We start from the raw sequence: 24,845 nt of genomic DNA on the forward strand, positions 1-24,845 counted from the left end.
CTATGCACTAAAGGCTATGAGCAATGCACTAATTATATGCTGACAAAAGATAAAACAGAAAAGAGATTCAATCTGATTCTGAAAGTGACTGCCCTTTTTGTTGTGGCTTTGCTTGTTGTGATCTGCCTGACGCTTATCGTCGCTTCTGTCCCGTCGATAAGAACCTTTGGATTCGGATTCTTTATCGGAAAGACATGGGATGCCGCATCGGAAAAATTCGGAGCGCTTCCCTTTCTTGTCGGGACGCTCCTCACTTCCTTCCTGGCGCTTGCAATATCAATCCCTTTTTCTATTGCCATCTCAATCTTTCTCGGAGAGTATTTCAAGGAAGGGGCAATTTCCACGTTTTTAAGAAGTTCCGTTGAAGTGTTAGCCGGCATCCCTTCCGTTATTTTTGGCCTCTGGGGGCTATTTCTCCTCATGCCTCTCGTAAGGATGATAGAAATGCAAGTCGGTGTGGTACCCCATGGGGTAGGGATACTGACTGCGTCTTTGATACTCTCCATCATGGTCATCCCTTTCTCGGCTTCAATTGGGAGAGAGGTGGTAATCCTTGTGCCCTCAGATTTGAAAGAGGCTGCATACTCATTGGGCGCTACACGGTTTGAAGTGATTAAAAATATTATCATTCCTTATGCACGTTCAGGCATCTTTGCCGGGCTGCTTCTTGCCCTGGGCAGGGCAATCGGTGAAACAATGGCGGTGACAATGCTTATCGGGAACAGCAATTTCCTCCCTACAGGCATCTTCAGCCCTGCAAATACTATGGCAAGCGTTATTGCAAATGAATTTGCCGAGGCAACGGGGATAACGGCATCATCACTTATCTATGTGGGGCTTGTGCTTTTTCTTGTCACGACAATTGTCAACATCATCGGCACATATGTCATCAAGAAAATAAGCCTTGAAGCATCCAAAGAGGTAACATAATGGAAGGTAACCAGGGTAGCAGATTCCCGTTGGAATCTGCACAGCGAGCACAGCGAGCGAGAGGGGGAGGCTCCGACGGCTTTGCCGGTGGAGGGGGCGACGTAAGCCCCCGTAATAGAATCATAAAAGATAATATTTTTAAAGGCGCGGTTATTCTCCTTTCATTCATATCGCTTCTCCCGCTGCTTCTCATACTCTACTACATTACAAGAAACGGTATTGCAGTGATAAACTGGGAATTTCTGACCCAGCTTCCCAGGCCCATCGGTGAAGCAGGGGGCGGTATTTACAACGCAATCATAGGAACTCTTTTTCTCATCGTTCTTTCAAGCGTTTTGTCGATACCTTTCGGAATATCGGCAGGGATTTATCTTTCTGAAAAGGGTGAAGGAAAGATGGCCCATATTGTCAGACTCTGTGTTGTTGTCCTGCAGGGCACACCATCGATTGTCATAGGTATTGTTGCATATATGTGGGTTGTTGGACCTTTCCAAGGTTTTTCAGCTTTATCGGGAGGCGTTGCCCTCAGTATCATGATGCTGCCCGTTATTATCAAAACCACGGAAGAGACTCTGAAACTTATGCCTTACTCACTGAAAGAGGCCTCCCTTGCCCTTGGAGTGCCATATTATAAGACAATCCTGAAGGTCATTCTGCCCACAGGATTAAGCGGTATTCTGACAGGCATACTGCTCAGCGTTGCACGGATTACCGGAGAAACTGCACCGCTTCTCTTTACCGCTTTTGGTAACCAGTTTATGAATTATAACATCTTTAAACCTATGGATTCTTTGCCGTACCGTATTTTTTATTATGCAATGAGCCCTTATCCTGAATGGCACACATTTGCGTGGGGAGCTTCATTTATCCTCGTGGTAGTGGTCCTGGGCTTCAATCTCATCGCAAGGGGGATAGCAACTAAATGGAAAGTCCAGTTTTAGCTGTTGAGGATTTCTGTGCCTTTTTTGGCGACAACCAGATATTGAAGGATATCAACATTTCAATATCAAATAATCTTGTTACTGCGCTGATGGGTCCTTCCGGCTGCGGTAAAACTACCCTTATCAGATGTGTAAACAGGATGCATGAGCTGATACCCGATACAAAGGTGTCAGGCAAGATGTACCTGAAGGGCGAAGATGTCTACGCTATGGAGCCTATTTTCCTGAGGCGGAAGATAGGTATGGTCTTCCAGAAGCCAAACCCTTTTCCTATGATGAGCATCTACGATAATGTCATCGCGGGTTACAAATTGAACGGCCTCAGGCTCGGGAGGGATGAGTTTGACGCTATCGTTGAAAGATCATTGAAAAGCGCTGCTCTGTGGAACGAGGTGAAAGATGCACTCCATAGAAAAGGTACTTTCCTGTCGGGGGGGCAGCAACAGCGGTTGTGCATTGCCCGTGCCCTTGCGATGAATCCCGAAATTTTGTTGCTTGACGAGCCCACATCGGCCCTTGATCCGAAATCCACCGCCCATATCGAAGAGCTTATTGTGGAGCTGAAAAAGAATGTAACCATGCTCCTTGTTACCCATAATATTGCCCAGGCAGCAAGGGTTTCTGATTTTACCGCCTTTATTTACCTGGGTGAACTGGTAGAGTTCGGACCAACGGAAAAGATGTTTACCGTGCCTAAAGATAAAAGAACTGAAGAGTATCTGACGGGAAAATTCGGATAGGAGGGGAAGGGGTCTGATGTTAGAAGAGAAAATAACCGCACTCAGAAAGGAACTCATCGAGTATGCTGCAATTATTGAAGGAATGATCGAAGGGAGTGTCAACGCTCAGCTCAGAAAAGACAGTGCAGTGCTCATGGAAATTATCGAAAAGGATGAGCCGATAGCGAATGATGTGGAAATTACCATTGAGGACATGTGTATCGGCATGATTGCCCAGTTCCAGCCAAAGGCTAAAGATTTGAGGACGATCCTTATGATTTTGAAGATTAATAATGATCTGGAGAGGGCAGGAGACCATGCCGTAAATATCGCTGAGAGTGGGCTTTTTTTAAATGACCGGCCACAGTTGAAACCACTCATCGATATCCCCAGAATGGCACAGGATTCTATAAATATGTTGAAGGACAGCATAACGTCATTCATTAATGAAGACTCTCCGCTGGCATACAACGTCTGTGAACGGGACAATGAAGTTGATGAACTGGGGAATCAGATCTTGCGTGAACTGATTACTTACATGACGTGTGATCCTTCCACTATCGAGCGTTCCCTTCAACTGCTCAAAATAGCACGCAACCTTGAGCGTATTGCTGACCTGTCAACGAATATCTGTGAGGATGTTATCTTTATGGTAGATGGAGCGATTATAAAGCATCATATATTAGACAAGAACATCCTTGTATAGTGAAGAAACCTGCCAATAAAGACAAAAAAAGGGCTTCCCCATACGGGAAACCCTTTTTACATTCGATGCTTAAATCTGCTATATCAGTGTCTTTAACTTTGCCTGAAGGTTCTTGGTAAATTCTTTCTCTGTATCTTTGGCTTTTGCCCTCATGATCCTGTCGCCGAACATGGCCAGTTTTCCTACGATGCTCACATCTGATTTATACGTAACCTCTACCATACCCGGAGATACCTCTTTCAAATCTACAGAGGTATTATTCTTAAAATGACCGAGCTTCGTTACGTCTTCGCCTTCACCTTCGATCTCAATGTGTGTCGGCTTCTCAATCTTTGTCATTTTGTTGACGAATTTCAGCTTCGCCGTGATGATGCCGACCTTCTGCTTTACGACGCACTCATAGGTTGTATCATCGATGACCTTCACGGACTCCGTGCCGGGCACACATGTCATGATACTCTCCGGTTTCAGCATGAAATCAAACAGCTTATCAATAGGTGCAGCTACTGTAAAACTACCCTCTATAATCATACCTTCCTCCTACGCTGATATTTTATTTTCACAAAGCCATTTTTGCATTTTTGCCTATGCACTGTACTCTATGCTCTACGCTAAACGCTATTCGCTGCCTCTATAGTTTATCTTGAGCCTTCTCAATAAGATCAGAGAGAATCTCATAGCTCTTGTTTCCGGGCTCTGATATTTGGGAAAGCAACAGGTCAATATATGAATATCCCTGTGATTCGATCCAGGCCTTGTGGCTTTTATCACCCGTTCCAAACATATGCCTTGCAACCTGTTTACTGTTTGGCCATTCTTTCTTGCATGCAGGACATTTAAAGTTCACGGTATACCTCCTTTATCGGTAACTTATTTATTTGCTTCCTGTTCCTTTTTCTCCCTCAATGCCTTCAGGATTCTTTCCGGGGTAATGGGGAGTTCTTTCATCTGTATGCCCAGTGCGTTGTAAATGGCGTTACCCAGTGCTGCTGCTGTGGGGTTCGTGAGTCCTTCGCCTGCCTCTTTTGCTCCGTAGGGTCCTTCCGGCTCGTAGGTGTCTATCTCAATAATCCCTGCTTCCGGCATCTCCGGCGCCCTGATGATTTTGTAGTCAACAAGGTTTGGATTCAACATCTTGCCATTGTCCATAGGCATATCCTCGAGGTATGCGTAACCGGCCGCCATTGAAAAGGCCCCCTCAAGCTGACCGATGAGGCCGAGCTGGTTGATGGGCTGGCCGCAATCGTGTGCCGTCATGGCGTCAATAAGCGTAATTTTACCGGTTTCAGGATCTATTTCAGCTTCAACAGCCTGCATCATGTAACTGTATGCGGGGGAGATCATACCCTTTCTGTGAGGCGTATAGTAGCCGCGGCCTAGAATCCTCTGGCCGTCTTTTGCGCGGAGCGCCTTTTTCACGAGGTCAGTATATTTCATGCCCCTTTCAGGACGTGCAACAACGTGAACCCATCTGTCCTTGATGTCAAGGTCATATACGATGTTCAGGCCCATTTCCGCGTAGGCAAATTCGAGGAGTTGTTTCTTTGCATCCTCGCAGGCCATTTTCACTGCATTACCGGCCATGAGGGTCTGTCTCGATCCCCAAGCGCCAAGGTCTGCCGGGCAGTGGTCAGTATCGCCGGAGTGGACCTTTATATCTTCTATTTTTACGCCAAGCGTTTCAGCGCAGATGATGGCCATAGTGGTATTAGAACCCTGACCGATATCCTGGCAGCCGACGTGAAGTTCAACGGTGCCGTCTTCGTTGATGGTGACAACAGCCGAGGAAAAGGAATAGGGCGAGTCGAACCAGTTAAAGATACCGCCTGACATAAAACCGCAAGAAGAGATACCGATGCCTCTGTTGGGTGGAAGTTCTCCCTTTGCTTTAACCCATTTTTCGATTTCATTGATACATTGTTCCAAACCGCAACTCTGGATGAATGCCTGACCAGGGACTTCGTATCCCGGTGTGTGGCCGTTTTTGCGTCGCACCTCAAAGGGGTCAAGGCCAAGGTCTTTACATATCCAGTCGATCTGCTGCTCTGAACAGAACATGGCCTGCGGTGCTCCGAAGCCACGCATCGACGTAGATGGCATTGTATTGGTATATACCCTGTATCCGTCGTAACGGTAGCCTCTCCATTTATAGGGGAATGAATGGAAAAAACCGGAGAGGTAGAGTGCTGTTGCACCCATGCCTGTATAAGCGCCGCCATTTGAAAACATACGGGATTCCCTTGCGAGAAAGGTGCCGTCTTTTTTAACGCCTGTTCTTACATAGTAGAACATGGGGGTTCTTCTCTTTGATGCGATAAAGTCTTCTTCACGGGTGAAGACGATTTTTACTGGTTTGAAAAGTTTTTTGGAGAGGACAGCGCTGCAGAACATTGCTGCATCGAGTTCGAACTTGCCGCCGAAGCCGCCGCCTACATAGGGTGCGAGGACGCGTACATCACCTTCTCTCATACCCAGCACGCCTGCTATAAGACCCTGTGTATAGTATGCAGACTGTGTTGATGCCCAGACTGTAAGCTTGCCGTCCGGTGTGTAACTCGAAACGGCTGCACGGGTCTCCATGCACATATGGTGCTGGCCGGAGCATTTAAACCAATCCTCTCTTATGTAATCGGCATCTTCAAACGCCTCATCTACATCACCCCATTCGATATGACGCGTTACGTTAACGTTTCTCTCTATGCCCTCATGGATTTCGGGGGCTTCTTTCTTGATGGCATCAAGAGGTTCGTAGACTGCTGGCAATACTTCATATTCGACCTCGATGAGATCCAGGGCTGCTTCAGCGATTTCTTCAGTGATTGCCGCAACTGCTGCTACAGGTTCACCGATGTAACGTACTTTTTCCAACGGAAGCACCTGTTCATCGCAGAGTTCTGAATACCGTCTCCAGATACCCTGTTTAATGCCGAGGGTGTCTTTTCCTGTTACGACGGCCTTTACACCGGAAAGTTCCAGGGCCTTGCTCGCATCGATATTTATGATCTTTGCATGGGGATGGGGGCTCCGTAAGATTTTTCCATAGAGCATGCCGGGCAGCGTAACGTCGAAGGTATAAGTCGCCCTTCCCGTAACCTTCGCCACCCCGTCAATATTATGAACATGTGTATTAATGACAGAATATTTTGCGTGACTCATATCACTCCTCCTTGTATTTGCCTTGTGCAACTGCATCAATGGCCCTTACGATGCTGTTGTAACCGGTGCAGCGGCAGATGTTGCCCTCGATGCTCTCTTTTATCGCGTGTTTTGTAGGGCTTTTATTCTCGTCGAGGAATGCGGTAGCAGACATAAGCATACCGGATGTGCAGAAACCGCACTGGTAGGAACCGTAATCAAGAAAAGCCTTCTGGATGGGGCTCAGCTTACCATTATCTTCAAGACCTTCAGATGTAACAACGTTCATGCCTTCTACCTGCACTGCAAGAACAGAACAGGACTTGACCGCCACGCCGTTCACGGTCACCGTACAGGCGCCGCATGAAACCGTTTCACAACCCCTTTTTGTACCGGTAAAACCGAGGTGATCCCTGATGACCTCGACGAGTAACGTCTTCGGGTTTATGAAAACTTCATAATCCTGGCCATTAACTGCTAATTTTAGTATTTGTTTTTCCATATCTATCAACCTCCTTCGCTATTAAGCCTTGGCCTGATCCCAAGCCTTCTTCAGCATCCTTTTGGTGAGAACACCGATGATGTGTCTTCTGTGTGCTTCAGATGCGTGAATATCGTCTACAGGTTCGCATTCTTCAGATGCAATCTTTCCTGCTTCAGCAAAAAGCGCTTCATCATATTTTTTTCCTATAAGCAATTCTTCCACCTTCTTTACCCGGAGTGGTACAGGCCCTGCGTTGCCGAGAACAACCCTGGCATCTTTGCAGGTTCCATCGTTATTTAGCGTTACAGACGCTGCAACAGCCACAATACCCATGTCGCTGTCCAGGAGGTTAAACTTCTGATAGGCTGCTCCGGTCTTTGGTTCCGGTACAGGAACCTGAACCTCAAGGACAATTTCGTCTTCATTCGTTTGAGTAGCAAAATAGTCAACAGAAAACTCATCCAGCGGGAATACCCTCTCGCCGTTTACGCCGCCAACTTTAATGCTTGCCTTCAATGAGATGAGAACAGGCGCAGGATCGCCTGCTGGATCGGCATGGGCAAGGTTGCCGCCGATGGTTCCCCAGTTACGTGTCTGTATGGAGGCGAGCTTGTTCTCCATAGCCACCAGCACCGGGTAGTTTTTAGCGATCACATCTGACTTCTCAATCGTCCGGTGGGTGGTTGTGGCGCCGATCTTCAGTCCATCTTTTGCATCAAAAGAAATGTAATTCAGTTCTTTTACATGCTTGATGTCGAGAAGGTACTCCGGTGCAACCATCCCCTGTCTCATCACGATGAGCAGTGATTGGCCGCCGCAGATCACCTTGCACTCGTCCTTATGCTCTGAGAGCATGGAGAGCGCTTCATTAAGTGAACCAGGTTTTAGATAGTTAAAATCGTATATCATAATCCTCTCCTTTCTATTATTACTGGGGCTTGCGTCGCCCCCTCTTCGAGCAAAGCCCGAAGAGACTTCCCCTCTCGCTCGTTGTGCGAGCTAATTCATTCATTGCTGCTAATGCGTTTACCTTCATGCGTTATTAACCACATTTTTATTCAGCTTTTGGCAATACCATAGATTCTTCTTCGATACTATCCTTCCGAATTGCATAACTGCATATCCATTATTTTGTCTTCAATGTTCTGGATACAGTTCGGACTTGTTAGAATATTATCCGGTATGCCAAATTTCACATCTGTCGCTTCTTTAGGCTTCATTTTTAGATTGTCAATTAATCCCGATTCCAATAAACTTCCATGATACCCTTTCGAAAAACAGAGATAATAGTGCCTGCCCCTGTATATTGCACAATCGACACACATTGTTTTTGAAATAGGGCAGATCATCTTTTCTTTTGCCATTGCTTACTCTCCTGATTGAAAGGTGATAACACTATACATTTTTCACGAATGGAAATTATTTACAATATTTGCCAAAAAGTCAAGCTAATTTTTTAACAGATTATATTTATTATAATAAACCGGTGAGTTACAATGCATATTATTTTGATATGTTAGTAGTTTTATATTTGTTTACTATAGTGAACAATAAGCTTTAGCCGGGTCTTAGGTCATAGAAAAGGGTTGACAAAGAAGTTTTAATTTCATATAAAGAGAAAAAAACGCTTAGGAGGGGTTTCATGAAAAAACATTTTGCAGTAAAGCTTTTTCTTTTCGTCCTGTTCATGTCTTTCTGCCTCGTCACGCTTCCCAATCTCGCATCGGCACAGCAGAAAGAGATAAAACTCAACTTCTCCAACTTCTTTCCGGCACCGCATGACAACAGTAAAATAATGGAGCAGTGGTGTAAAGAAGTGGAAAAGAGAACCAACGGTAAAGTCAAGATTACTTACTATCCAGGTGGTACGCTTACCCCTGCAGCCCAGACGTATGACAACGTCGTAAAGGGTATTGCTGATATCGGAGAGAGTGTCTTTGCTTACACAAGAGGAAAATTCCCCCTCATCGAAGTGTGGGATCTTCCTTTGGGATATAAGAACGGCGTCCAGGCAACAGGACTTGTGAATGCATTTTACGCAAAATTCAAACCGAAAGAACTTGATGAAGTAAAGGTGCTCTTTCTTCACGCACATGGTCCGGGCATCCTCCATTCAAAGAAACCTGTAGCAAAACTCGAAGATTTAAAGGGCATGAAGATCAGGGCAACCGGTCTTGCCGCAAAGATAGTTGCAGCGCTCGGCGCTGCACCTGTCGGAACAACCATGCCTGAGACATACGATGCGCTCCGTACCGGTGTTGCAGATGGTGCAATGGCCCCTGAAGAGGCATTAAAGGGCTGGAAATGGGGTGAAGTCGTTAGCTCAACAACCCAGAATTTCGGTTCCGCCTACACGGCAAGCATGTTTGTTATTATGAACAAGGCAAAATGGAATTCCTTACCACCCGATGTCCAGAAGGTCTTTGAGGATGTGAGCAAAGAATGGATAGTGAAGCAGGGCCAGGTATGGGATAATGCTGACAAGGAAGGTTATGCATTTTCAAAAGCCAAGGGCAACAAGATTATAGCCCTCTCCAAAGAGGAAGATGCGAAATGGGCAGCAAAGGTAAAACCGTTGCTTGATGAATATGCGAAGAACGCAAAGGCAAAAGGTCTGCCAGGTGACGAAGCATTGAAGTTCTGTGTTGATTATCTGAAGGCACATTAAGTAAATAAGTAAGTGAGTAGAGTAAGCTGAGTAAGTAATTAGGTAATTGTCTGAAATAAAGGGGAATGCGCTTTTGCATTCCCCTTTTTATTGTTCACATCGTAATTATTATTTGTTAATATAAGCCTATGCCATACACTGTAGATATTAACTGTGACATGGGGGAATCCTTCGGGGATTATAAAATTGGAAACGACGAAAAGGTAGTCGAGCATATAACTTCTGCCAATATTGCCTGTGGTTTCCATGCCTCCGACCCGAATGTTATGGAAAAAACAGTAAGGCTTTGCAAAGAACATGGGGTCATGCCGGGCGCCCATCCCGGTTATCCCGATTTGTTAGGGTTCGGGAGGAGGTTCATGGATGTGAGTGAACCGGAACTCATCAATTATATTCTTTATCAGATTGGTGCTTTGAAAGGATTTCTTGATTTATATGAAATACCCATTCAGCACGTAAAGCTCCATGGCGCGCTTTATAACTATTTAGTAAACGAGGAAAAATTATTTTTGAGTATTGTTGGGCCTTCCAGAAAGGCCTTTGGCAATATTATTTTTCTCACACTCGGGACAAAAAGGACTACGGCATTAAAAAAGACCTGTAAGGAGCAAGGAATCAGACTTGCGCTGGAAGCCTTTCCGGACAGGATGTATACGGACGAAGGAGAGCTCCTTCCCAGGAAATATAAAGAAGCGGTTTTACACGATAACGAACTGATTGCCACCCGGGCTGCACGCATGGTGAAGGAAAAGGGCATAGAGAGTATAAATGGTACATGGATAGAAATGGATATTGATACCCTTTGCATACACGGTGATAACCAGGAAAGCATAGAAGCAGCAAAAAAAATAAAAGAGTATTTGACAAGGGAAGGTGTAGAGATAAAATCGCTCTCGAGTTTTATGTAAAAACCTCTGTTGTTAAATATAATTAACTGAAATATTTTAAAGAATTGCAGGGACTATGGAATATTTGAGATATGGAGAAGACGGGATTCGTATCGTATTCGGAGACAGAATTGATCCCGTTATCAACGAAAAGGTGAGAAGATATTATTTGTACCTGAAATCACTTGCCCTTAAGGAAATTGTTGATATTATACCATCTTTCATGTCTTGCCTAATTCGTTTTAACAGCGAAACAATCTCTTTCGAAAAACTTGTTTCTTACTTAACAGAAAAAGAATCCCGTATAAGCGCCTTTGATGTCCCTGAGCTGGCGGTTCATGAAATCCCTGTTGTTTATGGGGGCGAAGGCGGTCCGGACATGGAGTTTGTCGTTTCCTATACAAAGCTTTCAGAAGATGAAGTGATAGACCTTCATACGTCAACCGTATATACTGTTTACACAATCGGGTTTATGCCCGGGTTTCCCTATCTTGGCAGTCTCGATGAAAGATTATATGTCCCGCGCCTTGAAACACCGCGCGCTAAGGTTCCAAAGGGTTCTGTCGGGCTTGCACAGCTTCAGACGGGTATCTATACGTATGAGTCCCCTGGCGGCTGGCAGGTTATCGGAAAAACCGAAGCAAGGTTATTTGACCACACGACTGAGCCGTACTGTCTGATGAAGATGGGTGATAGAGTGAGGTTCATAAGGGCATGATTGAGATTATACATCCGGGTTGGTTGTCACTGATAGTTGATGAAGGAAGGTACGGTCATGCAGATTCTGGCGTTCCCCCTTCTGCCGCACTTGATTCGTTTGCTTACAAAATGCTTAACGTATTGTTAAAAAACCCATCCGGCGCCCCTGCCATTGAAGTGATGGGTAAGGATTTTTCCCTGCAAATCCATGCAGATGTGACATGCGCTCTTACGGGTGCCAGGGTGGAAGCTACCCTCAACGGTGAGCCATTGGAGCCATGGACATCGTTCTGTGCGCAAAGAGGGAGTATGTTGAAGGTAAAAGCCATCCTTGAAGGTTTCCGTTACTATGTTGGTTTCTCCGGAAAAATGGATGCGGAATGGGTAATGAACAGTTTTTCAACGAACCTTGAATGCAGGTTTGGTGGGTTCAGGGGCAGACAATTCGTGAAAGGCGACAGGATCAGGATTACAGGGCCAAGAATGGAAAAACCAAACACAATACATGAAAAAAACATACCGGGCATGAAGCCTCCCCATGTACTCCGTTTTGTGGAAGGGCCAGAGATGGAATATTTTCCCCATGAATCTCTCAGGAGATTGTTTGAAAAAAAGGCATTCTCATGGTATAACGTTTCTTCCAAGTCGAATCGAACGGGTATCAGATTAGAAGGTGAACCATTGGCATTCAAGGAAAGAGTCGAAAAGAGTATTGTCTCTGAAGGAATTCTGCCTGGCACCATACAGATACCCGGTGACGGTTTACCCATCATTATGCTGCATGAAAGAACTATAGGCGGGTATGCACGGTTGGGGGTAATTAGCAGGGCTGACCGTGATCTTCTTGCTCACCTTAAACCTGGGGACAAGGTTACACTTGAAACGGTTGAACCAAAGGAAGCAGAACAACTCTGGAACAAAAAAGCACAGCTTTATGATGCACACCAAAAACACTACAGGAGGTAGTACAATGAAATATCGAAAAACGGCTCATTTTTTCATCGTTTTGTTCTTGGCTCTTCTTTTTGTAGCTCCCCCGCTTTTTGCGCAGGAGAAAGAGATCAGGATCGGCGTTCTCTATCCACTATCAGGCGCTGCAGCTACAATCGGGAGAGACCTTCAGAGGGCAGCGGAACTGACCGCAGATATTATCAACAACAAGACTCCCGGTGTTGATATACCCATGGCACAGTGGGGAGGAATACCGAATTTAAAGGGCGCTAAAATTAAACTGATCTTTGCAGACCATCGCGGCGAGCCTGACCGTGGAGCAGACCTGGCGAAAAGACTCATCCTTGACGACAAAGTTGTCGGGTTAATGGGCGCCTACCATAGCTCAGTTACGAAGACCGTCAGCGCTGTGGCCGAGCGCTATGGAATCCCCATGATCAATGATTCATCGACATCACCCGAACTTACAAAAAGGGGATTGAAATGGTTCTGGCGTACAACCCCCCATGATGATCTTTTTAACAAAGACCTTTTTGAGCTTCTCAAGGGGTTGACAGAAGGAAAGGTAAAGGGTGTTAAGGCCATTCCTAAGGACCAGCTTAAAAATGTTGTCTATGCATGTGAAAACACAGAATGGGGTTCCAGCGTAGCAAAATCAATAGAGGGATTTGCAAAAGAATACGGTTTCAATATAACGAAAGGGATACTATACAACGCAAACTCACCTGACCTCACCTCAGAAGCAAAAGCCCTTGTTTCTGCTAAACCGGATGTTATGCTGTTCGCATCCTACCTCTCTGACTCACTCCTCATGATCAGAACCTTGAAGGGCATGAGGGCGTCAACCAACTTTTTCTGGGGACAGGATGCGGGCTTTGAAATGGCTGATTTTGTTAAAACACTTGGCACAGACACAAACGGTGTTCTGACGAGAACAGTCTTTATCGCAAAGATTACAAAGGTAAAAAAGGTAGCAGGCCAGGTCAATGCCCTTTACAAGAAAAAATATGGCGATGATCTTACAGGCGCCACTGCCCGTTCAGTCGTAGGAGTCCAGGCATGGGCATATGCTCTGAATAAAGCCGGTTCAACCGACCCCAAGGCTATCCAGAAGGCATGCAATGAGATGAATATTCCTGCCAACGATCTGGTCATGCCATGGGCGGGGGTTAAATTTGATGCAACCGGCCAGAATATTCTCGGCAGAGGTCTTATCGGGCAGTACCAGAAGACCAAAGATGGCAAAATCGATCTTGAGATCATTTACCCCTTTGAGCTTGCCACTGCCAATATGATCTATCCGTTCCCGGGATGGAAGTAATGTAAATTGCGGATTGGGGATTGCGGATTGCGGATTGAAAAATCTGCAATCCCTTTCCCGCCTTCTGAATTATATCTAAAGATAGGTTTGTTTGTTTTTTTGAGGCATAAAAATTATGACCTTAATTGATGCTTTATTACAGGGAATTCTGATGGGGCTTCTCTTTGCCCTCGTTGCCCTTGGGTTGAACATTATCTGGGGTGTTATGGACATCGTCAACTTTGCCCATGGCGAATTCCTTATGATCGGTATGTACACCACCTACTGGACGAGTCTCCTCCTTGACATCGATCCCCTTCTTACGCTTCCTGTGGCTGCCCTTGTTGGGGTTCTGCTCGGGATAGCGTCCTATTACGGCCTGATCAGGTATCTCCTCCGGGGCCCTGCAATTGCTCAGCTCTTCGGGACATTCGGTCTCATGCTCTTTCTTCGATACCTTGCGCAGTTCCTCTTTGGAATAGATTACCGGATCATCCAGAAGGGTATCCTGATTGGAAAATCCCTCTCCATCGGTCCCTTCATTTTTGACTGCACAAAACTTGCTGCAGGCTTACTCAGCCTGTTTGCCTTCGCATTCGTATACTATTTTCTCAATAAAACAAAAACAGGAAAGGCCCTCAAGGCAACATCGATAAACAAGGAAGCCGCTTCTTATATGGGCATCAGGACAGACAAGATGAATGCCATTGCGTGGGCTATAGGCGGTGGTACAGTGGGTATTGCCGGGGGTTTACTGGCGAATTTCTATTACGTCTACCCCACGGTAGGTCTTCTCTTTGTCATGATCGCTTTTGCCTGTGTCGCACTAGGCGGGTTCGGGAGCATTAAAGGGGTCTTTTTCGCCGGTTTACTTGTAGGCATTCTCGAAATGGTTTTCCCCGTCTTCGGTTCTCTCGTGAACTCGGATTTCCTCGGTCCTCATTTTAAATTTACCATAGTCTATCTTACTTATTTTATCATTGTTGTTTTTAGACCTCAGGGGTTATTCGGTTGGAAAAATTAAAGGACGCCTTTGATTTCAGAGACTTTTCAAGGGCCGAGCAGATCGGCCTTATCATCTTTTCCATCTTTTTGTTTCTATTCCCCTGGCTTGGCGCCGGGTCATTCGTAAAGGCTGTCATGATTCAATTCCTCCTGTTCTCTCTCTTTGGAATGGGATGGAACACTATTGGCGGATATGGCGGACAGGTGGAACTCGGCAAGGCCCAATATGTGGGAATCGGTGCATATACTGTGGCTCTTACCATGGTGTGGTGGAATATCCCGTTCTGGGTATCCATGCCTATGGGGATTCTGCTTGCCGTTGGTTATTCCTTCATGATCGGCTATCCCTTATTCCGTCTTAAAGGACATTACTTTGCCATTGCCACGATCTGTACGTCCCTCGTGTTGCAGGATATTTTTGCAAACTGGAAACTGGTAGGCGCTGCCAAAGGGATAGAGCTTCCGATACATGAACATCCCGATTTTCTCTACATGCAGTTCAAATCCGACACATATTATTACTACTTCATTATGGTACTTTTTTATGTGGCCCTCTTTTACATGAACTGGTTCCGCAGATCAAAACTGGGCTATCAGTTAAGGATGATCAAAGATGATGAGGATGCCGCTGAAAGCCTTGGTATTGATATACGCTGGTGCAAGATAAAGGCATATACCATCGCCTCAGCCTTCGTTGCCGTTGGCGGTGGGTTTATGGCCGTTTACAACCTTTATATAGATCCTGCTTCTGTCATGGACTTAGACCTTTCCATTAAAATAGCCCTCATGGCAATGCTCGGAGGGGCAGGGTCCCTCTGGGGGCCTATTATCGGCGCTGCCTTTCTCGTTCCCCTTGACCGTTTCCTCGGAAGCTGGCTTGGCGGCCATAAAGGGTTGGTTGGCCTTGATTTCATGATCTACGCAATGCTTATCATGGTGGTTTCTGCCTATCAGCCAAAGGGTATCTGGGGCATCATCGAACAGTTCAGAAGAAAAGGGAGCTGATCGTGGCATTTCTTGAAATATCAAACATTGTAAAAGATTTTGGCGGACTTGTGGCAAACAACAACGTCTCGTTCCAGATAGAACAGGGGGAGATCATTGGTCTTATCGGCCCGAATGGCGCCGGGAAAACAACCCTCTTTAACTGCATAGTCGGTTATTATAAGCCCGATTCAGGAAAGGTGATTTTTAAAGAAAATGACATAACGGGGCTGAGGCCTTTTGACACAAACAGGGCAGGTATCGGCAGGACATTTCAGGTTATGAAGGTAACAACCGGTATGAGCGTCATCGAAAATGTCATGGTAGGCGCATTCTGCAGGACCGATGACCGTCATACGGCACAGTCAGAAGCCTCTGAGGTGCTCAATTTTCTTGGACTGGGAAGCGTAAAAGAATATCACCTGAATGAATTACCCATTGCAATGCAGAGAAAGGTAGGGCTTGCCAGGGCATTGGCAACAAAGCCTGAGCTGCTTATGCTTGACGAAGTCGCATCAGGCCTTAACCATACGGAGACGGATGAACTGGTGTTGCTCCTGAGGAGACTCAACGCCGAGAAAGGCGTGACACTCCTTCTTATTGAGCATATCATGGAGATGGTCATGTCTGTCTCTCATCGTGTCATTGTCCTTGATTATGGCGAAAAGATCGCGGAAGGTCTGCCCGGTGAAATCGTCAAAAACGGAGCTGTGATCAAGGCATACCTGGGAGAGAAATATGCTAAGAGTCACTGAGATCGAAGTCCGCTACAGCGGCATACCTGTTGTTCATAATGTTTCCCTTCATGTCAAGCAGGGAGAGCTTGTTACTGTGGTAGGTTCAAACGGCGCCGGGAAATCGACTCTCCTCAAAACCATTGCAGGGGCCCTTCATCCGACGAAAGGGTCAATACAGTTCGAGGGCAAAGATATACACAAACTCTCAACTCCGGATATTGTGAAGCTCGGTATTACCTATATCCCGGAAGCGCGTCTCATATTCGGTCCTCTCACAGTGGAAGAAAACCTTGAGCTTGGTGCATACATTTTAAACAATGCCGAAGAAACAAAGAAAAACCTCGAATTCATATACAGCCTCTTTCCACGGTTGAAAGAGAGGCGCTCACAGTTGAGTGGCACTTTAAGCGGCGGCGAGCAGCAGATGCTTGCCATTGGGAGGGGTCTCATGTCAAACCCGAAACTTCTCATGCTTGACGAACCTTCTCTGGGGCTCATGCCGAAACTGGTAGATGAAATGCTCGAAGCCGTTGCAAAGCTGAGGACAATTGGAAAAACTATACTCCTTGTGGAACAGAACGTCTTTGAATCCCTCGACATATGCGACCGCGGATATGTTCTCCAGACGGGCAGGACAATCCAGGAAGGGACAGGCAAAGAGCTCCTCAATGCAGAAGACATCAAAAAGGCCTTTCTGGGACTATAATATTTGAGGAAAGGGTTCGAGGGGTCGAGGGTTCCAGTGAAAACAAATCCGCAATCCACATTAAAACCTGTCATCCGTCGTTCGTACTTCGTCGTTCGATGTTCGATGTACGATGTACGATGTACGGGTTCTTTCACCTTTCACCTTTCACCTTCAGTCTTTCACCTTCAGCCTTCTTTTCCTTCACTATTCACTATTCACTATGTCCTGCCTTCGGCAGGATTAAAGCTTGCACTATTCACTTTTTCGCCATGATCATCCCCATCTTTCTCCCCCACCTCGGCTGCAAGGATCGCTGCATATACTGCAATCAGGGGTATATAACAAACGTTCTGGATGATGATATCCGTTCCACCATAAAACATTCGCTTAACGTCAATAAGGATGCATTTGAGATTGGCCTCTACGGAGGAAACATTTTCAATGTCGACCCCTCTTTATTGAGAACCCTTTTCAATTACTTCGAGCCATATAAAGAGAGGATTACGAATTTCAGGATTTCTACAAAACCCGTTCCTTTAAAAGAAGAGACTATCGGGATTTTGAGGGCAAACAATGTGAGTGTCATCGAGCTCGGGATGCCCACTTTCAATAACGATATCCTCAAGGAACTGAACAGGCAGCATACAGTCGATGAGTTTCTTGCAGCCTTTCATACCTTGAATAATGAAGGTTTCAATGTTGCAATTCAGGTTATGGTGGGGTTCCCCGAAGAATCGTGGAACGATATAAAAGTTACGGCAAACAGTATAATTCAGTTAAACCCTTTTTATATAAGAATCTACCCGCTTGTTGTTATAGCAGATACACCCCTGGAAACAATGTATAATAATGGTGTCTTTATTCCGATTCCCTTTGACGAAGCCCTTGACAGGGCGGTCTTCATCTATCTCACCGCCTTGAAACACAGCATAAAGACTGTGAAAATCGGGCTCACCGACAACGAGATTATCAAAGATAAGGTTGTTGCAGGCCATTACCATCCGGCCTTCGGATACCTCGTACGGTCACAGGCATTCTACCTTGGGGTGAAGACCTTGATTGATAAACATGCGCTGAAAGGCGATGTAATTGTCCACCTCAACAACAGAGACATCCCCCATCTTGTAGGCCAGAGACGTTTGAACATTGAGCGGTTTCAAAAAGCAGGCATCACGGTCACATGGCAGAAAGAGGATATTGATGAAGGCAATTTTATCATAGAGAGGTCTCTATCAAGGGTCAGCGGGAATATCTTCAATGCCCTTAGTGTATTGTCACAAAACACATGAAAAAAATTATAAAGGTTTTGACAAAACCGTCAAGGAGATAAGGAGGAAACAATGAAAGCTGTACATCGCATATTATTAGCGCTTGTTTTTTTGCTGGTTTTTACGGCTTCAGGTATTGCCGCCCAGCCGGAAGTGCCCCTTGCATTTGCAGATCTGGGCGATTTTCGCCTTGAGAGCGGTCAGGTTATCCGTAACTGCCGGGCGGGATACCGCACTGCCGGTGTACTGAACAAGGAAAAGTCGAATGCGATTCTCTTCCCTACGTGGTTGGCAGGGACTTCCAAAGACCTCTTCGACCTTGGATTTATCGGGCCGGGAAAGCTTGCCGATACCTCGAAGTACTTTGTCATTGCTGTTGACGCCTTTGGCAACGGGGTATCTTCTTCCCCTTCGAACAGCACGACGCAGTCCGCTTCCGCTTTCCCTGAGTTTACCATCGGAGATATGGTGAATGCCCAGTATATCCTCTTTAAAAAGCATCTCAACCTGGACCGGCTCCATGCCGTCATGGGGATTTCCATGGGAGGGATGCAGGCATTCCAGTGGCTGCTCACTTACCCGGAATTCATGAAGAACGCCGTTTCCATTATGGGCACACCCAGTGTGACCTCCTGTGATCTCCTCGTATGGCAGTCCGAATTAAGGGCAATCGAGACAACACAGGGGGCACAGGAAGAAGATGCCCGGAGGATGAAGAGATTAGCCCCCATTCACGCCCTCGTCACCCGCACACCGCAGTATTATGTGTCACGCATCACGCCTGAGGGACTTCCGCAGTTCCTTGCTGAAACAGAAAAGGCCCTGGCAAAATACAATCCAGACGATTGGGCATGGCAGCTGAAGGCGATCATGTCCGGCGATATTTACCGGCCCTTCGGCAAATCAGCAGAACGTGCTGCCGGCGTTGTTAAAGCAAAGCTCTTTGCTGTTGTTGCACAAAACGACTACATGGTAAACCCGAGGCCGTCACTTGCCTTTGCCGGAATCTTGAAGGCGAAAACCCTTGAGCTTTCGAGCGATTGCGGCCACTTTGCATTCTTCTGCGAACAGGAAAAGATCCGCGAAGCTGTCGCATCATTCCTGGCCAATTAGGTTTCAGAGATAATTCCAATATGCTATCAAATTGATATTAATGGAAAACCATTTCTTTAGCTTCCACTCCGGGCGGATTACCCTTGCAGCGATTCGATTCCGTTCAATCTTCTAACTTGCCGCTGGGCTTCGGACAAATCAGATTGGCCTAACCTCGGCCTGGCCGCAGGCACACAACCTCAAGTCCGACTCCATATTGAAGGAAGTGACGGACACATTGTCCGTCATCGCTGAAATCTCCAGAAAGTCTTATCCTACCTTGCAGGTTAATTCATTACACGGGGCAAAGAAACATTTGCATTCACAGTGAATGCAACTTTTAAAATGATCATAAATCCAATAATTCACGTGCCTTAGCAATCAGCCATTACCAATCAAAAAAACGGAGGGTCAAATCTTTATTATTGACAGTGGAGGATAATGGGTAAGGAAGCGGAGCGGAGCAAAGAGGGTAAGGTTTAAGGGCCTTTTTCTTTGCGGAAGATATTTTTTATAGGATGATGATGCATTTAAGTAGGAGCAACTTCCTCTAATCAGTGGATCCAACGACAAATCTTTCAATTGGTGTATCAAGTATTGCCGAAAGGTTACGCGCCATTTTCAGACTGATGGCCCTCCGTCCCCGCTCCATATTAGAGATATGCTGCCGGGGTACTCCGCCTAAAGCTTTACCCAACTGCTCCTGGGTCAATTTCTTGTTTTTGCGGTAAATCGCCAGATATTTACCCGGGGTCATTCTCTCCGAAACCTCTTTATACCAAGAAGTTTCAAAAACATCTACAACCTCATCTTCATCACTTTTAACAAGATTAAGATCGTGGCCATATTCTTCTTTCAGCACTTCCATCAACCTCGCTGGTATCTGTATACCTTTAATATTGATTTCAATACGGGGCGTTTTCACGACTACCTGCATAATACACCTCTATTAACAATGTTTTGTCTTTACAATACCAACATGCTACCCACTTTTTGGCAACGTGGCAGTGATAGTCCTCATTGCCAAGCTTGCTATAATTCGGCCAGCCAAGGTTGTACGGGTCCTTTATCTCCAAGGTCTTTAACTAAAGCCGCCAAGCTCTCTTGGACAAGGTCAGGCATCTTTTCTGCCACCTTAAGGGCTTTCTTTTTTATCTTGACCCTGAACACATTTATATTGTAATCAATAATTGGTTACATGTCAAGGAAGTTCTGTAGGGTTGCTTACAATCAGCAAATTATTCTTCAACACCTCTTCCTACCGGCTTGATACACCAGCCCCTCTTTTTTCTGCTGACCTTTTTCTGTTTTCCGGCACGTTCGATTATTTTTTATCCCAAATATGTCGTTAGGAAGGTGTCGGAGTATCCCGGAGCAAACCGTCGAGAGGCGAGGAAGCTTGGTCTTTTGCGTATGCAAAAGTTCCGAAGCCGAACGCGAGCGATTGAGGCCGCTGGAGCGGAATGAGCGTGTTTGAGAGGGATGGTCCGACACCCATATGATTCTAATGATAAATCCGGGTTTATAGGAATGAAGTAATCAGGCATGTAAAGCATTGCGCTCAATCTGCTCCTGGCACATCAGGGCAAGTTCACGGAGCCGGGGCAGGGATTGTGTATGTGCAGCCGCACGAAAAAGGTTCCGGAGTCCGGCAGGGATATGCGCAAGAAAAGCATTAAGCCCTTTTGTGAGGCCCAAAAATCCATAGGCGCCGAGGGCCTGCATGAGGCGCTGCGCTGAAGCCTTCCAGAAATAATCCTGGAAGACCTCCCAATCGAGATCCCAATTTGATAACACGTAATAAAAGGACAGAAGTTCGTCGATCTCCTCTTCGGAAAAATCCACATAAGGATCATTGAGAAGCGAGCCAAGATCGTAGAAGGGGCAACCGATGCGCATCCCCTGGAAGTCTATAAGGAAGGGTTCTCCGTCACGGATCATCACATTCTGGGACTGCAGATCGCGGTGCACGAGAGAGCGTATTGTTCCTGTAAGCCGTTCTGCAAGGGCGGAAAGCTCCTTTTCGAGTTCCTGTCCCAGGGATGACTCAAGTTCGATTCCACAGACACCTTTCACAAAATGATCCCTGAAGTATTCCCGTTCCCAGTGGTAGAGGACGGGACCAAAGCCCTCCATGAGCATCACACGCCCTGAGGGCAGGTTTTTTTCTTGGAAGGAATGAAGCCTGTGCACAATAGCAAGTGTCTTCTGATAAAGGGTTCGCCGGACTTCCCAAGAGGTGTGCCTAAGAGACCAGAGGTCTGTATCCCCCATATCTTCCATGAGCATGAGGCAGCGCGCGGGGTCGTGGAAGATCAGCCCGGACACCGGAACACGGATTTCACGGAGAAAGATTGCAATGTCGGCGTAATACGTGTTCTCGATCCGCTTCGGGTCATAATAAATCAGGATGGCAGAATCCGTATGGTTCCATTTTAATCTGAAGAAGCTCCGGTCTGACCCCCTTACCGCCATGGGTATAAGTTCCATGGGGGCTGACTCTGGGAGCCCCAGGGTTTCCCGCGCAAAACCTATCACATCTTCCTGCGATTTCATCGGTCCTCCATGGCAGCTTTCAAACTTTCATAGGCTTCGATGGAGCCGATGTCGTGCCACTCACCTTCGTCAACGACAACCCCCCGGACAGATCCTGGTTTTTCCGTGATTCTTCTGAGAAAGGCAGGGATGACGGATTCAATTTTGCCGGCCTCAAGAAAACGGAGAAACGATGTCTCTACGGCATAGATACCTGTAAAAAGGCAGCTTTGCACCCCAGGATTATTTAGCGTGTGCCGGAGGTCGCAGATATCACCGTGCCTGTCAATGTTTACGTTCAAGGGAGAACCCCTCGTTCTTAGTGCGAGTGTTACCTCCGGTCGCTTCTCTTCGTGTGCCGCGATGAGCTTCAGCAGGGGAAAATCAGTTACCACATCCCCGTTGTAGCAGAGAATGACCTCGTCCTCATTCAGAAGGTCTTCAATGTTTTTGAGTCCCCCGGCTGTGTCGAGAAGCACCGGTTCATGGCAGAAGGTAATGGGCACGCCCCGCCATTGTCTGTCAGGAAACTTCTCCGAATAAACTTCTGCATGATGATGGGTATTTACAATGAAACGGTCTACACCAACACCAAGGAGATGCTCCATTGCATATGTGATAATGAGACGACCCCCAAGCCCTAAAAGCGGTTTCGGACATCGCTCCGTCAGGGGGCGAAGCCGTGTCCCCAGTCCGGCGCCAAGAATAAAGGCCGTTCTAAATCGTCGCCCGTTCAATATATCCTCTGTATTTCTGTACCCGGGAAATAGTGCTTCAGAATTTCCTCTGCTCTAAACCCTTTACTTGCCATAACGGCAGCGCCTATCTGACAAAGTCCCACACCATGTCCCCATCCGGCGCCGTGAAAGATAAACCGCTGAATTTCCCCCTGAGAATCATATTCCACCTTCACAATAAATGCGCTGCTGTAGAGATGGGTCCGGGAGAGCCAGCGTCGTATTTCAAGCTCCTTTCCCACAACCATGCTTCTCTTCGAGCCGACAATCTTCAGCAGGAAGATTCGCCCTGAAGGACCGCGCTGAAGGGGTTCGATTTCCTTCAGGGTCCCGAAATCAAAACCCGATTTCTCCCGCAGGATCCCTTCCAGCTCCTCCCGGGAACATTCCACCTTCCAGCGGAAAAAATCCTGAGTCTCCCGGTCAAAATTGGGAAGGATTGTTTCGAGAAGACCTTCGTCTTTTGTATTGCAGTATGCATCAGGCTCAGAAAGGACCCAGCGCTTTGCCTCTTCTTCGGTCAAGATCGGGTGATGAGAAACCGGGGCGTCCGACATGCTGGTCAGATATGGTATTCGCTTATCTTCCCAGGCTGTCCCGAAATCTTCCGTAACCCCTCCGCAGGCCTTATAATACCGTGCATCACAGATTTCATCACCATATGTAATGACTTGACCGCTGGTTTGCCGGACAGCTTCTCCGGCCCCGTGCGAGACAATCTTTGTGATGCCTTGGTAACGTTGACAATGATCATCGGCACAGACATCGTAGAGGTCGTGGTCTTCCTGTTCATACCAGCGTACAACCCTGTCTTCTCTGTCGGCTTCTCTCTCCCCGGACTCAGGTATCTGTATCTCTTTTGCTTTCTTCTTCCTGCTGAGCGCTGCAAGGAGCCAACTCCGGGACATTATGGCGTGGGCATTCAGGAACTCCACAGGTGCATTGCCGCTCATCTCCGAGGAGATCACGCTTTTTAGGTAATTCTCCAGGGGAATTTCATTAATGGCAGCTATCGTTCCATCCTTGCGGGCCTTAAGAACCAGGTCTCCCTGAAAGGTCTGATCCTCTGCCCTCTCCCAGTGGAAACTGATTCCTATGGTCACACGAAGGAGGGTAAAGGTCGAATTATCGTCGGCCGTGAGCCTGATTATAGATGAACGGGTGATTTCGTGGCCATGTTCATTGGTAAAGACAACCTTCCCGTCAATAGTTTTTACGGAAAACCTTCCTGATACGGGCCCGAATCCATCCCCGTAAAAATCTCCGTTCAGACATCCGGAGACCTCATGCTGCCAATCCATAATGCCCACAGCGATATACGGTTCAATAAATACAGGGGTCGAGGGGCCGAGACCTCCCGGGCCATATACACGAATTGTCTTAATCTCTGTATGGGTGAACATTTAATATACCAAAATGTTTTTGTTCAGTATTATACAGTAAAAAAAAGAAATGCAAGAAAATAAACGGAATATGTTATTATCAGGCAAGGTCCAATGAAGCCTATCACCGTAGTTACACCGTACAGTCCGAGCCCTCGTTTTGAGAAGACCCTGCATTCCCTTACAGAGTCCGGCCTGGTCGAGGACGCCATCATTTTAAGCCAGGAATCGGTTGGTTTAAAAATGGACAGGTGTCGTGTCCTTGTGGCAAACCCTCTTACATCAAGGGAAACGCTTGAACATGTTCTGGCTGAAACCCAAACGAAGTATCTTCTTATTTTGCAAGGAGTCAGACAGGTTTCGCTTGAACCCGATGGACTGCTGAGAATGCTGGATGCAGCCGGGTCCATGAAGGCAGGTATGGCCTATTCTGATTTCTATGAGGAAGACAAAGAAGGGAAGAAGGTCCTTCATCCGCTGAATGATTATCAGATGGGGAGTGTCCGTGATGATTTTAACTTTGGCTCCACGATGCTTTTCTCGACAGAAGCTATCGGAAGGGCCTTTAAAAAGTATGGTGGAATACCACAAGTTCAGCATGCGGGCGTCTACGCACTTCGCCTGAAGGTTTCCATCGAGCACCAGGTCCATCACATTCAGGAACCACTCTATACAATGGCCGGGGAGGGCAATTCCACAGATGCCGGGAAACGCTTTGCCTATGTGGATCCACGAAACCAGTCCGTTCAGAAGGAGATGGAACTCGTATTTACTGATTATCTCAGAAAGATAGGGGCATATCTTCCGGCAGACGGTCTGAGAAAGGCCGACAATGAATCACAGCCTTTTTCCACAGAGGCATCAATAATCATACCCGTAAGAACCGTAAAGAAACAATTTCTGATGCCGTGAAAAGCGCTTTTTCGCAGGAAACGGATTTTCCTTTCAATGTCATCGTTGTGGACAATCACTCCACAGATGGGACAACGGCTGTCCT

The 24,845-nt window shown here is 46.6% G+C and carries 26 protein-coding genes; 16 read left to right on the forward strand and 10 right to left on the reverse strand.

Annotation, left to right across the window (positions count from 1 at the left end):
• Positions 1–36: 36 nt before the first annotated feature.
• The 4 genes from pstC to phoU are packed head-to-tail and all read left to right on the forward strand — an operon-like array spanning position 37 to position 3,296.
• Entirely contained in the window at positions 37–930 is an 894-nt protein-coding gene (pstC, locus tag NTX75_17375) for a phosphate ABC transporter permease subunit PstC (protein MCX5817988.1), read from the forward strand.
• Positions 930–1,871, forward strand: coding sequence for a phosphate ABC transporter permease PstA (pstA, locus tag NTX75_17380; GenBank protein MCX5817989.1), 942 nt, complete (start codon positions 930–932; stop codon positions 1,869–1,871). Before pstC ends, pstA begins: the two co-directional genes overlap by 1 nt.
• Positions 1,853–2,611 carry a phosphate ABC transporter ATP-binding protein PstB gene (pstB, locus tag NTX75_17385; protein MCX5817990.1) on the forward strand — a complete coding sequence of 253 codons (759 nt, stop codon included), beginning with the start codon at positions 1,853–1,855 and terminating at the stop codon, positions 2,609–2,611. The genes pstA and pstB overlap by 19 nt, the downstream gene beginning before the upstream one ends.
• Positions 2,612–2,627: 16 nt before the next feature.
• Positions 2,628–3,296, forward strand: a complete 669-nt coding sequence (phoU, locus tag NTX75_17390; protein ID MCX5817991.1) for a phosphate signaling complex protein PhoU — start codon at positions 2,628–2,630, stop codon at positions 3,294–3,296.
• Between the two features lie 78 nt (positions 3,297–3,374).
• Here the strand turns inward: phoU and NTX75_17395 are convergent, their stop codons facing one another.
• From NTX75_17395 to NTX75_17420, 6 genes are all read right to left on the reverse strand, one after another.
• On the reverse strand, positions 3,375–3,827 hold the full coding sequence (locus NTX75_17395) for an SRPBCC domain-containing protein (GenBank protein MCX5817992.1): 453 nt from the start codon (positions 3,825–3,827) through the stop codon (positions 3,375–3,377).
• Between the two features lie 100 nt (positions 3,828–3,927).
• Entirely contained in the window at positions 3,928–4,143 is a 216-nt protein-coding gene (locus tag NTX75_17400) for a hypothetical protein (protein MCX5817993.1), read from the reverse strand.
• A gap of 23 nt (positions 4,144–4,166) precedes the next feature.
• Complete coding sequence (locus tag NTX75_17405) at positions 4,167–6,452, reverse strand: xanthine dehydrogenase family protein molybdopterin-binding subunit (GenBank protein ID MCX5817994.1); 2,286 nt, start codon at positions 6,450–6,452, stop codon at positions 4,167–4,169.
• A gap of 1 nt (position 6,453) precedes the next feature.
• The gene (locus NTX75_17410; protein MCX5817995.1) at positions 6,454–6,933 is read right to left on the reverse strand and encodes a (2Fe-2S)-binding protein; all 480 of its coding nucleotides are present in this window, start codon (positions 6,931–6,933) and stop codon (positions 6,454–6,456) included.
• A gap of 21 nt (positions 6,934–6,954) precedes the next feature.
• Positions 6,955–7,824 (reverse strand): xanthine dehydrogenase family protein subunit M, encoded by an 870-nt coding sequence (locus NTX75_17415; protein ID MCX5817996.1) that lies wholly within the window; start codon positions 7,822–7,824, stop codon positions 6,955–6,957.
• Between the two features lie 185 nt (positions 7,825–8,009).
• Complete coding sequence (locus NTX75_17420; GenBank protein MCX5817997.1) at positions 8,010–8,279, reverse strand: hypothetical protein; 270 nt, start codon at positions 8,277–8,279, stop codon at positions 8,010–8,012.
• Positions 8,280–8,557: 278 nt separating this feature from the next.
• Here NTX75_17420 and NTX75_17425 point away from each other — a divergent pair, with 278 nt between their 5' ends.
• From NTX75_17425 to NTX75_17475, 11 genes are all read left to right on the forward strand, one after another.
• The gene (locus NTX75_17425) at positions 8,558–9,583 is read left to right on the forward strand and encodes a TRAP transporter substrate-binding protein (GenBank protein ID MCX5817998.1); all 1,026 of its coding nucleotides are present in this window, start codon (positions 8,558–8,560) and stop codon (positions 9,581–9,583) included.
• A 128-nt stretch (positions 9,584–9,711) separates the two neighbouring features.
• Positions 9,712–10,491, forward strand: a complete 780-nt coding sequence (locus NTX75_17430; protein ID MCX5817999.1) for a LamB/YcsF family protein — start codon at positions 9,712–9,714, stop codon at positions 10,489–10,491.
• Positions 10,492–10,546: 55 nt separating this feature from the next.
• Positions 10,547–11,188, forward strand: a complete 642-nt coding sequence (gene pxpB / locus NTX75_17435; protein ID MCX5818000.1) for a 5-oxoprolinase subunit PxpB — start codon at positions 10,547–10,549, stop codon at positions 11,186–11,188.
• Positions 11,185–12,135, forward strand: a complete 951-nt coding sequence (locus NTX75_17440) for a biotin-dependent carboxyltransferase family protein (protein ID MCX5818001.1) — start codon at positions 11,185–11,187, stop codon at positions 12,133–12,135. The genes pxpB and NTX75_17440 overlap by 4 nt, the downstream gene beginning before the upstream one ends.
• Before the next feature lie 4 nt (positions 12,136–12,139).
• Positions 12,140–13,441, forward strand: coding sequence for an ABC transporter substrate-binding protein (locus NTX75_17445; GenBank protein ID MCX5818002.1), 1,302 nt, complete (start codon positions 12,140–12,142; stop codon positions 13,439–13,441).
• Between the two features lie 115 nt (positions 13,442–13,556).
• Complete coding sequence (locus tag NTX75_17450) at positions 13,557–14,444, forward strand: branched-chain amino acid ABC transporter permease (GenBank protein ID MCX5818003.1); 888 nt, start codon at positions 13,557–13,559, stop codon at positions 14,442–14,444.
• Positions 14,432–15,430, forward strand: coding sequence for a branched-chain amino acid ABC transporter permease (locus tag NTX75_17455; GenBank protein ID MCX5818004.1), 999 nt, complete (start codon positions 14,432–14,434; stop codon positions 15,428–15,430). The genes NTX75_17450 and NTX75_17455 overlap by 13 nt, the downstream gene beginning before the upstream one ends.
• Positions 15,431–15,432: 2 nt before the next feature.
• Positions 15,433–16,164: an ABC transporter ATP-binding protein gene (locus tag NTX75_17460; protein MCX5818005.1), complete on the forward strand. Its 732-nt coding sequence runs from the start codon at positions 15,433–15,435 to the stop codon at positions 16,162–16,164.
• A complete protein-coding gene (locus NTX75_17465) occupies positions 16,148–16,852 on the forward strand; it encodes an ABC transporter ATP-binding protein (protein ID MCX5818006.1) in 705 nt (234 codons plus the stop codon). Before NTX75_17460 ends, NTX75_17465 begins: the two co-directional genes overlap by 17 nt.
• Before the next feature lie 119 nt (positions 16,853–16,971).
• On the forward strand, positions 16,972–18,123 hold the full coding sequence (locus NTX75_17470; protein ID MCX5818007.1) for a radical SAM protein: 1,152 nt from the start codon (positions 16,972–16,974) through the stop codon (positions 18,121–18,123).
• 51 nt (positions 18,124–18,174) lie between these two features.
• A complete protein-coding gene (locus NTX75_17475) occupies positions 18,175–19,215 on the forward strand; it encodes an alpha/beta fold hydrolase (protein MCX5818008.1) in 1,041 nt (346 codons plus the stop codon).
• Between the two features lie 529 nt (positions 19,216–19,744).
• On the opposite strand, the gene NTX75_17480 is transcribed toward NTX75_17475, so the two are convergent.
• The 4 genes from NTX75_17480 to NTX75_17495 form a co-directional block, all read right to left on the reverse strand.
• Positions 19,745–20,131: a helix-turn-helix transcriptional regulator gene (locus tag NTX75_17480; protein ID MCX5818009.1), complete on the reverse strand. Its 387-nt coding sequence runs from the start codon at positions 20,129–20,131 to the stop codon at positions 19,745–19,747.
• Between the two features lie 602 nt (positions 20,132–20,733).
• Complete coding sequence (locus NTX75_17485; protein ID MCX5818010.1) at positions 20,734–21,750, reverse strand: phosphotransferase; 1,017 nt, start codon at positions 21,748–21,750, stop codon at positions 20,734–20,736.
• On the reverse strand, positions 21,747–22,466 hold the full coding sequence (locus NTX75_17490) for a sugar phosphate nucleotidyltransferase (protein ID MCX5818011.1): 720 nt from the start codon (positions 22,464–22,466) through the stop codon (positions 21,747–21,749). Before NTX75_17490 ends, NTX75_17485 begins: the two co-directional genes overlap by 4 nt.
• On the reverse strand, positions 22,463–23,869 hold the full coding sequence (locus NTX75_17495) for a SpoIID/LytB domain-containing protein (protein MCX5818012.1): 1,407 nt from the start codon (positions 23,867–23,869) through the stop codon (positions 22,463–22,465). Before NTX75_17495 ends, NTX75_17490 begins: the two co-directional genes overlap by 4 nt.
• A 93-nt stretch (positions 23,870–23,962) precedes the next feature.
• On the opposite strand from NTX75_17495, the gene NTX75_17500 reads away from it, so the two are divergent.
• Complete coding sequence (locus NTX75_17500) at positions 23,963–24,760, forward strand: hypothetical protein (GenBank protein ID MCX5818013.1); 798 nt, start codon at positions 23,963–23,965, stop codon at positions 24,758–24,760.
• The last annotated feature ends 85 nt before the right edge of the window (positions 24,761–24,845 follow it).

The sequence above is a fragment of the Pseudomonadota bacterium genome, from assembly GCA_026388315.1.
GTDB lineage: Bacteria > Desulfobacterota > Syntrophorhabdia > Syntrophorhabdales > Syntrophorhabdaceae > MWEV01.

Coding starts and splice junctions, on each gene's coding strand:
- pstC (MCX5817988.1), top strand. CDS start 37: ATGCTGACAAAAGATAAAACAGAAAAGAGATTCAATCTGATTCTGAAA.
- pstA (MCX5817989.1), top strand. CDS start 930: ATGGAAGGTAACCAGGGTAGCAGATTCCCGTTGGAATCTGCACAGCGA.
- pstB (MCX5817990.1), top strand. CDS start 1,853: ATGGAAAGTCCAGTTTTAGCTGTTGAGGATTTCTGTGCCTTTTTTGGC.
- phoU (MCX5817991.1), top strand. CDS start 2,628: ATGTTAGAAGAGAAAATAACCGCACTCAGAAAGGAACTCATCGAGTAT.
- NTX75_17395 (MCX5817992.1), bottom strand. CDS start 3,827: ATGATTATAGAGGGTAGTTTTACAGTAGCTGCACCTATTGATAAGCTG.
- NTX75_17405 (MCX5817994.1), bottom strand. CDS start 6,452: ATGAGTCACGCAAAATATTCTGTCATTAATACACATGTTCATAATATT.
- NTX75_17410 (MCX5817995.1), bottom strand. CDS start 6,933: ATGGAAAAACAAATACTAAAATTAGCAGTTAATGGCCAGGATTATGAA.
- NTX75_17415 (MCX5817996.1), bottom strand. CDS start 7,824: ATGATATACGATTTTAACTATCTAAAACCTGGTTCACTTAATGAAGCG.
- NTX75_17420 (MCX5817997.1), bottom strand. CDS start 8,279: ATGGCAAAAGAAAAGATGATCTGCCCTATTTCAAAAACAATGTGTGTC.
- NTX75_17425 (MCX5817998.1), top strand. CDS start 8,558: ATGAAAAAACATTTTGCAGTAAAGCTTTTTCTTTTCGTCCTGTTCATG.
- NTX75_17430 (MCX5817999.1), top strand. CDS start 9,712: ATGCCATACACTGTAGATATTAACTGTGACATGGGGGAATCCTTCGGG.
- pxpB (MCX5818000.1), top strand. CDS start 10,547: ATGGAATATTTGAGATATGGAGAAGACGGGATTCGTATCGTATTCGGA.
- NTX75_17440 (MCX5818001.1), top strand. CDS start 11,185: ATGATTGAGATTATACATCCGGGTTGGTTGTCACTGATAGTTGATGAA.
- NTX75_17445 (MCX5818002.1), top strand. CDS start 12,140: ATGAAATATCGAAAAACGGCTCATTTTTTCATCGTTTTGTTCTTGGCT.
- NTX75_17450 (MCX5818003.1), top strand. CDS start 13,557: ATGACCTTAATTGATGCTTTATTACAGGGAATTCTGATGGGGCTTCTC.
- NTX75_17465 (MCX5818006.1), top strand. CDS start 16,148: ATGCTAAGAGTCACTGAGATCGAAGTCCGCTACAGCGGCATACCTGTT.
- NTX75_17470 (MCX5818007.1), top strand. CDS start 16,972: ATGTACGGGTTCTTTCACCTTTCACCTTTCACCTTCAGTCTTTCACCT.
- NTX75_17475 (MCX5818008.1), top strand. CDS start 18,175: ATGAAAGCTGTACATCGCATATTATTAGCGCTTGTTTTTTTGCTGGTT.
- NTX75_17480 (MCX5818009.1), bottom strand. CDS start 20,131: ATGCAGGTAGTCGTGAAAACGCCCCGTATTGAAATCAATATTAAAGGT.
- NTX75_17485 (MCX5818010.1), bottom strand. CDS start 21,750: ATGAAATCGCAGGAAGATGTGATAGGTTTTGCGCGGGAAACCCTGGGG.
- NTX75_17495 (MCX5818012.1), bottom strand. CDS start 23,869: ATGTTCACCCATACAGAGATTAAGACAATTCGTGTATATGGCCCGGGA.
- NTX75_17500 (MCX5818013.1), top strand. CDS start 23,963: ATGAAGCCTATCACCGTAGTTACACCGTACAGTCCGAGCCCTCGTTTT.